Origin of the sequence: Haloferax sp. DFSO52 (genome assembly GCF_048158745.1) — an archaeon.
GTDB lineage: Archaea > Halobacteriota > Halobacteria > Halobacteriales > Haloferacaceae > Haloferax.
Map to the genome: position 1 here is coordinate 1,084,597 of NZ_JBLOPB010000002.1, position 10,048 is coordinate 1,094,644.

At 62.9% G+C, this 10,048-nt stretch carries 14 protein-coding genes; 2 read left to right on the forward strand and 12 right to left on the reverse strand.

What is annotated here, in order from left to right:
* Window positions 1-35: 35 nt before the first annotated feature.
* From ACK3SC_RS15110 to ACK3SC_RS15135, 6 genes are read right to left on the reverse strand one after another with little or no spacing between them, the layout of a single operon-like run.
* Window positions 36-632 carry a HemK2/MTQ2 family protein methyltransferase gene (locus ACK3SC_RS15110; protein ID WP_416841035.1) on the reverse strand — a complete coding sequence of 199 codons (597 nt, stop codon included), beginning with the start codon at window positions 630-632 and terminating at the stop codon, window positions 36-38.
* Complete coding sequence (locus tag ACK3SC_RS15115; protein ID WP_416841036.1) at window positions 629-1,927, reverse strand: mechanosensitive ion channel family protein; 1,299 nt, start codon at window positions 1,925-1,927, stop codon at window positions 629-631. Before ACK3SC_RS15115 ends, ACK3SC_RS15110 begins: the two co-directional genes overlap by 4 nt.
* 3 nt (window positions 1,928-1,930) lie before the next feature.
* Window positions 1,931-2,794: a 16S ribosomal RNA methyltransferase A gene (locus ACK3SC_RS15120; protein WP_416841037.1), complete on the reverse strand. Its 864-nt coding sequence runs from the start codon at window positions 2,792-2,794 to the stop codon at window positions 1,931-1,933.
* Window positions 2,795-2,837: 43 nt separating this feature from the next.
* Window positions 2,838-3,455 carry a DUF655 domain-containing protein gene (locus ACK3SC_RS15125; protein ID WP_416841038.1) on the reverse strand — a complete coding sequence of 206 codons (618 nt, stop codon included), beginning with the start codon at window positions 3,453-3,455 and terminating at the stop codon, window positions 2,838-2,840.
* Between the two features lie 53 nt (window positions 3,456-3,508).
* A complete protein-coding gene (locus ACK3SC_RS15130) occupies window positions 3,509-3,865 on the reverse strand; it encodes an RNA polymerase Rpb4 family protein (protein WP_416841039.1) in 357 nt (118 codons plus the stop codon).
* 3 nt (window positions 3,866-3,868) lie between these two features.
* Window positions 3,869-4,159 (reverse strand): 50S ribosomal protein L21e, encoded by a 291-nt coding sequence (locus tag ACK3SC_RS15135; protein WP_416841040.1) that lies wholly within the window; start codon window positions 4,157-4,159, stop codon window positions 3,869-3,871.
* Between the two features lie 222 nt (window positions 4,160-4,381).
* Between ACK3SC_RS15135 and ACK3SC_RS15140 the strand changes: the two genes are divergently transcribed.
* Both ACK3SC_RS15140 and ACK3SC_RS15145 read left to right on the forward strand, forming a co-directional pair.
* On the forward strand, window positions 4,382-5,542 hold the full coding sequence (locus ACK3SC_RS15140) for a cystathionine gamma-synthase (RefSeq protein ID WP_416841041.1): 1,161 nt from the start codon (window positions 4,382-4,384) through the stop codon (window positions 5,540-5,542).
* Window positions 5,543-5,659: 117 nt separating this feature from the next.
* A complete protein-coding gene (locus ACK3SC_RS15145) occupies window positions 5,660-5,932 on the forward strand; it encodes a hypothetical protein (protein ID WP_416841042.1) in 273 nt (90 codons plus the stop codon).
* Between the two features lie 63 nt (window positions 5,933-5,995).
* On the opposite strand, the gene ACK3SC_RS15150 is transcribed toward ACK3SC_RS15145, so the two are convergent.
* The 6 genes from ACK3SC_RS15150 to ACK3SC_RS15175 all read right to left on the reverse strand — a co-directional run bounded on the left by ACK3SC_RS15150 (window position 5,996) and on the right by ACK3SC_RS15175 (window position 10,018).
* Window positions 5,996-6,262 (reverse strand): elongation factor 1-beta, encoded by a 267-nt coding sequence (locus ACK3SC_RS15150; protein WP_416841043.1) that lies wholly within the window; start codon window positions 6,260-6,262, stop codon window positions 5,996-5,998.
* Between the two features lie 2 nt (window positions 6,263-6,264).
* Entirely contained in the window at window positions 6,265-6,444 is a 180-nt protein-coding gene (locus ACK3SC_RS15155; protein ID WP_004042997.1) for an HVO_2753 family zinc finger protein, read from the reverse strand.
* 105 nt (window positions 6,445-6,549) lie between these two features.
* Complete coding sequence (locus ACK3SC_RS15160) at window positions 6,550-7,827, reverse strand: tripartite tricarboxylate transporter permease (RefSeq protein WP_416841044.1); 1,278 nt, start codon at window positions 7,825-7,827, stop codon at window positions 6,550-6,552.
* A gap of 164 nt (window positions 7,828-7,991) precedes the next feature.
* Window positions 7,992-8,321, reverse strand: a complete 330-nt coding sequence (gene rpl12p / locus ACK3SC_RS15165) for a 50S ribosomal protein P1 (protein ID WP_416841045.1) — start codon at window positions 8,319-8,321, stop codon at window positions 7,992-7,994.
* Window positions 8,322-8,345: 24 nt separating this feature from the next.
* Window positions 8,346-9,383 carry a 50S ribosomal protein L10 gene (locus ACK3SC_RS15170; RefSeq protein WP_416841046.1) on the reverse strand — a complete coding sequence of 346 codons (1,038 nt, stop codon included), beginning with the start codon at window positions 9,381-9,383 and terminating at the stop codon, window positions 8,346-8,348.
* Entirely contained in the window at window positions 9,380-10,018 is a 639-nt protein-coding gene (locus ACK3SC_RS15175) for a 50S ribosomal protein L1 (protein WP_416841047.1), read from the reverse strand. Before ACK3SC_RS15175 ends, ACK3SC_RS15170 begins: the two co-directional genes overlap by 4 nt.
* Window positions 10,019-10,048: the final 30 nt, after the last annotated feature.

Consider the following 10,048-nt stretch of genomic DNA (forward strand, 5'->3'; position numbering starts at 1 on the left):
GTATAATATTTCCTGTATGGGAAAATGCACAGCAGTTATTTCAGGGCGAGGACAGAGAGCGTCTCGTAGGGATAGGACTCCTGTACGACCACCTCGTGGCCGAATCCGTTCTTCTTCGCGCGGGCGAGAACTTCGTCGTATCCGGTAAGACTGCTCACGAGGAGGAAGACCACACCGTCTGGTTTGAGCACGCGTCCGACCGTATCGAGGAATGGGTCGATGATTTCGCGCCCGGTTTCGCCGCCGGTGAGTGCGACTTCCATCCAGTCGTCACGGGCCGCTTCGAGGTCCTCCGGGAGATACGGGGGATTGAACGCGACGGCGTCGAACGAGTCGTCTCGGAAGGGTTCGACGAGGTCGCCTCGCACTACGTCGAATCCGCGTTCGCCTTCGGCACGGAGTTTGGCCGCGCGTTCTGCGGCCTGCGTGCACGCGTGTGGGTTCAGGTCGCTGGCGACCACGTCGGCGTCTGTCTTCTGGACGAGTTGTTGAGCGACCCACCCCGACCCGGTGCCGACTTCGAGGACGCGCCCAGAGACGCGGCCGATGGCCGCCTGCGCGAGGAGGCCCGAATCTTCTGCGGGTTGGTAGACCGAGGTGTTCATCCCACGGCGCTCTGCGAGGTCCGTCACGTCGACTCTCCAGACGACCCGTTGGTCGTGCCACTCGAACTCTCAGTAGACGACCCGTTCGAACTCCCGCTGGCAGCACCACCTGCGCCGCCTGCGCTGCCTGCGCTGCTTGCGCTGCCATCGTGCTGTCCACGCTCCTGCGCCGGCGCGTCGGTGAGCGGAACCGGACCCGACTGCCCACGCGAGGAGAGTTCGCGCTGTGGGAACGGGATGCTGATCTCTTCGTCGGCGAACGCTTCGCGGACGGCACCGATGACGGCCGTCTGTACCTTCCACTTGCGACGTGCGCTCGGGCGGTCGATCCACGGGCGCACACCGAGGACGACAGCAGAGTCGTCGAATCGCTTGGCGACGACCTGTGTCTGTGGGACAGACAGCACCTCGTCGATGTCCTCGACGGCCTCCTGTGCGACCGACGCAGCGTGTTCGACGTTGGTCTCGTAGTCGACGCCGACTTCGACTTCGAGGCGGAGTCTCCCTTTTCGACTCCGGTTGACGAGACTCTCGGAACTCACCACGTCGTTCGGAATCATCACGTACTCCCCGTCGAACGACTGAATTCGCGTGTTCACGACGGTGATATCGGTGACGATTCCCTCGTGGTTTCCGACTTCGACCCAGTCACCGATTTCGAACGGCCGGGAGAACATCAGGACGAATCCGGCGATGAGCGCACCGAGGGTCTGTCTGGCGGCCATACCGACGACGATACCGAGGAATCCGGCCCCAACGAGGAATCCGCCGAGGTCCGCTTGCCAGACGCTGAGGACGAAGACGACGGCGATGAGGTAGGTCGAGACCTGTGCGAGGCGATAGATTATCTCGCGCTGGTGGTCGGATATCTCCTGACGAGTGCTCGCGACTTCCTTGATGAGTCGACCGAGAACCGTCGTCACGACGTACGCGCCGATGAAGAACGTCGCCGACAGGCCGGTTCTGACGAGCGTCTGCGTTCCGAGGCCGTACTGCTCGGAAATCGTCGCGATGTCGCCCGAACTGGACCAGATCGAGACGATGAACGCCCCACCGAGGATGACGCCAACGAGGCGGAACAGTGTGACGCCGAGGTGCCAGAACGCCGACGAGACGTTGTCGGCGTCTCTGTCGTGCAGTTTGGCCCCGAGTCCCCAGACGGCGACGATAGCCGCGAGGACCACCGCACTGGCGACGATTCGCAGTTCGACCGATGGGAGCAACGTGGCGAAATCTATCGCCGGGTCGGTCTGGAGGCCGACGGTCGGGAGCGTACTAACCAACTGAAAGGACATGAGGAGGGAGGATACGGGGAGTGTCATTGCTTACAAACCGACGTCTGCGGCGAGTTGGGCGAGTTCGGCGAACTCTGTGGGTTCCATCTTGCCGGCACGTCTGCGGAGGATGTCTTCGTCAGCCGCTTCGACCACTGCTTCGGGGTCTGAGAGTCCCGAGATGTGTGCCGTGTTGCGGATGCCGTTTCGGATGGTCTTGCGACGCTGGGTGAACAGGGCCTTGACGAAGTCGAGGAAGAACTCCTCGTCGTCGACTTCGTAGTCCGGTGCGCGCGGCGTGATGCGGACGATAGCGCTCTGGACCGCCGGTTGCGGGTCGAACGCCTCTTTCGGGACGATTTCGCAGACTTCCACGGCTCCGTAGTGCTGTGCGCTCACAGAGAGACGGCCGTACTCGGAGGTTCCCGCCTCGGCGGCCATCCGCTCGCCGAACTCTTTTTGGAACATGAGGACGAGCGGTTTGCCGAGTGGGAGGAGGCGGAACGATATCTCCGAGGAGATGCCGTACGGGAGGTTCGAGACACACGCGGTGAACTCGGGGAGGGCAACCTCGAGTGCGTCACCCTCGACGACGGTGAGTCGGCCGTCTTCGACTTCGTCGGCGAACTCACGGCGCAGATGCGCGGCGAACGTCTCGTCCTGTTCGACGACAGTCACGCGGTCTGCGGTGGCGAGGAGTCTGTCGGTCAGCACGCCCGGGCCGCCACCGATTTCGAGGATGTGAGAGGTGTCTACTTCTTCTGGGAGATACGTCGGGATACGGTCGACGACGCGGTCGTCGACGAGGAAGTGCTGGTCTCGGTCCGGGTCGCCGCGGACGCCTGCTCGGCGGATGAGTGCGTCCGGGTCGCGTGCGGCGGGCGCACGAACCTGTTCGCTTCCGTCGCTCGTCATTGCCAGAGATATCGTGTGAGGCCGGGTAAAAGTCCCGTTCCGCTTATTGGTCGTTTCGGACGAACGTCTTGTACTTCACATCGTCGCCGTGGAGTTCTTCGAGGATGCGTTCGACGATGACCTCTTTCGGGTGGTGGAGGCCGGAGACACGGTCGTGGAGGTCCTCGAACGACTCGAACGGGCCGTAGCGTTTCCGTTCTTCGAGAATCTTGTCTCGGAGTTTCTTCCCGATTCCGGGGAGCAAGTTGAGCTGGTGGAGACGGAGCGTAATCGGTTGCGCATCGTTGTAGAAGTCGACGAAGCGCGCTTCGTCTGCATCGACGATGTCCTCGACCACGTACTCCAGTTCGGAGTCTGCCGTGTTCGAGAGGTCGCTGTAGTCGAGGTGTTCGACGCTCTTTACTACCTCTCGGTCTGCTGTCGGTGAGATAACGACACGGTCACCGATGCTCACGTCTGCGTCCTCCGTCAGTGTCAGTTCGAGGAGGCGGAAGTTGGTTTCACCGAGAGCATAGGCGATGGGGTCTGCGTCGAAGCGTCGTCGGCCATCGTCTTGCCGACCGTGTCGGAGCACGTCGAGCAACACAGCGTACTCGACAGTTGCGTCGGCGTCACCGTTCCCCGACGTTGCGTCGGCGTCACCGCTCTCCGAAGTTGTCATGTCAGTAGATACGGTGAGCCCCTATTTAAATAGTTGGCCGCGCAGTCGCGCGGTCAGATGTATTTAGCGACGACGTTGAGAATCTCGTCGAGTTCGTCGCCAGAGAGTGCGTACCGCTGCTGGGCGAACACCGCACGCAGTTCGTCGCGGTCCTCTGGCAGGAGGTCGGCGATTTTGATTGCGGTCGGTGTGTCGACCTTCTCGAGGTCGGCGAGCTCTTCGACGAGTTCACGAGATTCCTTGGGGTCGAGGTGAGCGAACCGATTGACGTGCTCGATTGCACGCGCCAGTTCGTAGCGCATCTCACGCTCTTCGTCGGCAGCGCGTTCCGCTTCAACCTCGGCGAGGAGTTCTTTGACCTCTGACGTGGTCAGATACTCCTCGTCGATTTTCTCTTTGAAGATGGTCATCGCTTACTGCTGGGCGCGCAGGTGAGCGGGTCGGACGACGACCAGCTTGTCCTTGCCGCCGTCGTTGATCTGAACCTTGAACGCGCGACCCTGCTTTCCGACGACCTCACCGGTGAGGCCGTTGAAGCGCGGGTGGAACCGTCCCTCGCGCACGCTCGGGTCGAGGTTGAGGTGGACCTTCTGGCCCTCCTCGAATTCGGCGATAGAGCGCTGCGGCGGCGAAGTGCCACGCTCACGCGGTTTGTTCGAGAGCTTTCCTCGCGTCCCCTTCATTGGACCATTAGAGCTCGGCATAGTCGTGAGAACGACTACTTGCGTCGCCATTATAAATTGCACGTTACGAACCGCGCATGTGCCTCTCCCGCGTGGTCCGACAACGTGGAGTGACCGACACGTTCGGTGAACGGCGATGAGAATCGTTCGAATCGAGTGACGCGACCACCCCGAGCGGGGGATTTACAACGCCACCGAGACAGGAGGGACGGACTTAACCCCAGTGAGTGCGGCCATTCGCGTATGTCTGAAGACGAGCGACGTATCGAGACGCGCGCGATTCACGCCGGTCAAGAACCCGACGAGGAGACGGGTGCGCTCATGACGCCAATCTACGCGAACTCGACGTACGCGCAGGACGGCCCCGGCGACCACCGTGGGTACGAGTACTCTCGGACGGGGAATCCGACCCGGACCGACCTCGAAACGAATCTCGCGGCGCTCGAAGGCGGGTCGTACGGCCGCGCGTTCTCCTCGGGGATGGGTTCTATCAACACCGTTCTCAACCTGCTCGAAGCCGGCGACCACGTCGTCGCCGGCAACGACGTCTACGGCGGCACCCACCGCATCTTCACGCAGGTCTACGAGAAGTACGACCTCGAATTCGACTTCGTCGACACCACCGACCACGACGCCGTCCGCGACGCCGTTCGCGACGAAACCGAACTCGTGTGGGTCGAGACACCGACCAACCCGCTCATGCGCGTCAACGACATCGCAGCGCTGGCCGACATCGCACACGAAGCCGATGCACTCTGTGCGGTGGACAACACGTTCGCAACGCCGTATCTCCAGCGCCCCCTCGAACACGGAGCCGACATCGTCTCCCACTCGCTGACCAAATATCTCGGTGGTCACTCCGACGTCGTCGGCGGCGCGCTCGTCACCGACGACGCAGAACTCGACGAGGAAATCGGCTTCTACCAGAACTCCGTCGGGGCGACGCCCTCGCCGTTCGACTGTTTCCTCGTCCTCCGCGGGACGAAGACGCTCCCCGTGCGCATGGACCGCCACTGCGACAACGCCCGCGAACTCGCGGCGTGGTTAGACGACCACGAAGCGGTCTCCGAAGTCTTCTACCCCGGTCTCGACTCCCACCCGCAACACGACCTCGCGGCCGAACAGATGGACGACTTCGGTGGCATGCTCTCGTTCGAACTCGACGGTACCCTCGAACAGGCATCGACTGTCGTCGAAGAGACAGAGGTGTTCACGCTGGCAGAGAGTCTCGGTGGTGTCGAGAGCCTCATCGAGCAACCCGCCGCGATGACCCACGCCGCAATCCCGCGCGAAGAACGACTCGACGCAGGACTCACCGACGGCCTCATCCGCGTCTCGGTCGGTATCGAACACATCGACGACATGAAAGCTGACTTGGAACGGGCGTTCAGCGAAGCGTTCTGACCAAAACACCGTCTTCTCAAACCCCTGAATGTCACGGTTTTAGGCCATCGAAACGGTCGTTTTCGTTTCGTGGGAACCCGAGATATCATTATAGACGTTCCGCGCGTCTCTCTACGTATGTCCCAGGAGTCAGCACCACTGAGCGCAGAGTTCGTCCAACACACCACCCGAGAATCGGCCGACTACGTGATGGTCGATTCCGACGACCACGAAGGGACCAGCTGGAGCGCTGAACAGTTCGGCATCGGCCTCGCAGCGGGGATTCTCTTCGGTGGCCTCGTTGGCCTCACCGTCGACACGGTCGCCGCCACCAACTTCCTCGGAGTGAGCGTCCTGTTCGGCCTCATCTTCGGCGTCCTGCTTGGGCTCTACGTGATGGAAACCCGCTGAGGCGGAGAGAGCCAGCGCAGTCGCTCAGCGGGATTTGTTCTGCGGAAAAGGTCGGTCGTTCAGTTAGATACGGCCGACGTTCTCGACGGAGACGGACTCGACGCCGTCAACTTCCGTGAACGCCTCTTCGACGGCTTCGGTCCCACCAGCGTCGTCGGGGACGATGACCGTCGGCAGGAGTGCGACCAGGCCGAACGCGACGTCGTCGCGCTCGAAGCCTTTGATCTTCGCACCCTCTGGGAGAGAGTCTTCGAGCTTGTCCTCGAGTTCGTCGAGGTCCAGCTCGGGGCTGTTCGGCATGACCTTGATTTTAGCGGCTACTTTTCCCATGATTATGGACCCATGAACCCGCAGTCGGGGCACTCGTAGAGGTTGCTCTGCTTGCGGCATTTGGAACAACGCGAAATCTCCTGGCCACAGTCGGGGCACTTGAACGTCGCGGCGCTCATGCCGGCGATGTTGATGCCACAGGACACACACTGGTGCGCGTGTCGCTGTTCGGACTCGCTCATACGCTCACAAACCGGCGCGCGACTTTTAACCGTTGTCTTTCCGCTTCAAACAGAGACAACACGTCTCACGGTCCTGCGGCCTCCACCACCGCGCGTGCACCCGACTCATCCGAGAATCAACGGCCCCATGAGCACGCTCATCAGATGGACACGACGGCACCCGAACCGCACGGGAACGTAGCCAACGACTGCGGCGACGGCGAGGACGGCCACCCCCGCGACACCAGCGAACGCCCACGAGAGTCCGACCAGAAAGAGACAGACTCCGACGACGAGTCGTCGCTGGTCGACCCTGCCGACGACGACCAGCAGACGGTCTCCCAGTAGCGGAACCAACGCCGCCCCGACGATGCCGGCGACGACAGTCACTGGGAGTGCAATCCAGAGACCTGCCGGCAATCCAGCGGCCGACAGCGCGACGAGCGCGCCCGTTCGCGGCGTTCCAAGCCCCACGAACGCGAAGAGTGCGAACACTGTCGTCGCCGTCGTCGCAGCACTCGTCGCCGTCACGTACGCTCTGGCCGATTCGTCGGGGTCGTGTCCGGGGAGGACCGCGAGCGCGAGCGTCCCCGCGACGCCGGCAGAGACGCCCGGAAGATACCCGACGAACGCACCGCCGCCAGTCCCGGCGAGAACGCTTCGAACGACGGCACGAGGCGACGTTGCGAGTGTCGTGTCTCCCTGTGGCGGAACGCCCGCACCGTGACGCGCGTCGAGGAGGACTGGCACGCCGAACAGGCCGGCCAAGAGCGGGGCTAAGACGCCGCCGACTGGAAGCGGCCCGGAGAACGGTCTGTCGAGGACGGCGAGACCCAACCCAGTCGCGGCGGCGATGGTCACACAGGCGGCGAGTTTCGCGCGCGTCGTCGGTTCGGTCCAGACGAGCGCGACCACGACGGCGACGAGGACGACCCACAGCGAGTCGCGAACGAGTGGATAGACCCGGATCGTCGCTTCGGTAATCGGCACGGCGAGCGGGACGGCGAGACAGAGTGCGACGCCACTCCCCAGTGCCGACAGTCGCAGTGCTTCGCGCCCGCGACCACCGAGAACGAGTCGATGGCCCGGGAGTGCGCCGGGTGCGAGTGCGGCATCCGGAACGCCGAGCGCCAGCGCGGGCACCACGTCGAGGAACGTGTGAACCGTCGCCGCCGCGAGGATGGCCGCGACGAGTGCGGCGGGTGGCCCGGGGACGTTCGACGCGACGCTGGCGAGGACGAGTGCGAAGGCGTTGGCGTGGAGTCCCGGGACGAGCCCCGAGCACGTTCCGAGGAGCACGCCGGCGACGACGCCGACGAAGACGGCGACAGTCGGGTCCGACGCTGAGAGGAGACTGGTCGCGACGGCGGAGCGAGTAACACCGACCACACCAGTGAGCCACATCGCTCCGAGGTGGTTCCGGGATGGGTTATGAACCTACGGACGAGTCGAGTCGTGGGTTCGGTGTCTGTGGCGGCGTCGTTACGACGCGTCGCTCACCACACGTCGAAAGAATGCAGAATTGGAAGCGAGTTGTGCCGCGAATGCGGCGTGTGTCTCGCGAGAGTTTAGCCGAAGAGGGCGCCGAGGCCTTCGCCGTCAGCGTCTTCGTCTTCGTCTTCGTCTTCGTCAGCGGCCTCTTCTTCGGCTGCTTCCTCTTCGTCGTCGTCGTCAGCCGTCTCGACTTCGCCACCGGCGCCGCCCGCAGCGGGTGCGGGGGCAGCGGCGGCCGTCTCGATGGCCTCTTCGATGTCGACGTCCTCGAGCGCGGCGACGAGCGCCTTGACGCGGGACTCTTCGACATCGACACCGGCAGCCTCGAGGACTGCGGTGATGTTCTCTTCGTTGATCTCTTCTTCCGTCTCGTTCAGGATGAGTGCGGCGTAGACGTATTCCATTGTTGTGTTCCTCGTTGTGTGTTGTTAGAACAGCGAGCCGAGCGCGTCGCCTGCGTCGTCACCGTCGTCGTCGTCGGTGTCGTCGGCGTCAGCTTCGTCGGCTTCTGCTTCTGCTTCTTCTTCGTCCGTCGATTCGTCTTCCGTCGCGGGTTCCGCGCTCTGCGCGGAGACGCCACGGAGTTCCTCAGGGAGTGCCTCTTCGTCGTCGATGTTGGCTGCGAGCGCGCGGAGTTGGGCGTCCGCCCTCGTGATGAGTTCGGGCATGAAGTCCGGACTCTCGATGTTGGCGAACAGCCCGACTGCCTTGGCCTCGCCGGTCGCCTTCGCGATGAGCGTCGGCGCGGTCTGCGTCGTCGGGTAGACCGCGTTGACCGAGAGGTTCGTCGCAGCGGCGACGGCCGACTGGATGTCGGCGCGGTACTCGTCCACGTCGATGGCGAGTTCGTCGGGTTCGAACAGGACGCCTTCGGAGAAGACGCCACGAAGGTCGAGACCGACCTCCTTGGGCTCGATACCGAGTTCTGCCAGGACGTTCGCGAGTTCCTCGGAGACTTCCTCGCCCTGGTCGAGGACGTGGGAGTCTTCGGTCACCTTGATGGAACCGTCCATAATGCGGGCGGAGGCTCCAACCTGCTGGAGTTCGCCAACGAACGGACCCGGGTCGACACCGGTGTCACCCTCGGGGATGACGATGTCGTTCGGGGCGACTTCGCCAGCGTTGATGGGAGCGGGCGTCTTCGACGCCTCGAGCTCCTTGTAGAGCGCGAACGGGTTGTCGTCGGTGCCGATGAGGGCGACCTGCCCAGCGATGTACTCCTTGAGCGTCTCGACGCCCTCGTCGACCTGGTCGAGCGCGCGGTTCACGAGCGTGTTACGGCTCATCCGAACCTGCGCGGAGCCGTGCAGTTCGCGGCGCATGGCCTGAAGCTGCTTGCTCGGGATACCGGCGACGCCGACGACGCCAACGGACTGGTACGATTCGACGAACTCGACGAGTTCGTCAACTTCGTCCTGTTTCCACTGCGGAATGACTTCCGTCTGCCGAACGTCGGACTCGCTCATGCGGGCACCTCCACGGACGGCCCCATCGTCGTCTTCACGAAGATAGAGTCGATGTTGAGTGGGCCCTTTTCGAGCGTCGCCTCGAGACGACGAACGATAACGTCGATGTTCTCCGCGATTTCGTCGGGAGTCATATCGACCGCGCCGACGCGCGTGTGGAACGTGCGTCGGTCACGAGAGCGGAGTTGCACCGTGTTCTTCATCCGATTCACTGTCTCGACGACGTCGTCGTCGGGCTGAAGCGGGGTCGGCATCTTACCACGTGGACCGAGAACGGTACCAAGGTAGCGACCGATGTCTTGCATCAGTGCTGCCTCGGCAACGAAGAAGTCGGTCTCGTCAGCAAGGTCTTTCGCCGCATCAGAGTCATCACCGAGGTCCTCGAGTTCGTTTGGCCCGAGAACATCGTCAGCGACATCTTCAGCGCGGAGCGCGGTTTCACCGGTCGCGAACACCACAATGTGGGTGTCCTGGCCAGTGCCAGACGGGAGTACGATACTCTCGTCAACACGCTTCGACGGGTCGTTAAGATCTAAATCGCGCAGGTTCACGGCGAGGTCAACCGTTTCGCGGAAGTTCCGCCCAGGTGCCTCGTCGAGTGCGCGAGAGACTGCGTCAACTATTGTGTCTGCCATTATTCACCTCCGTAGTACGCAGGATTGCTC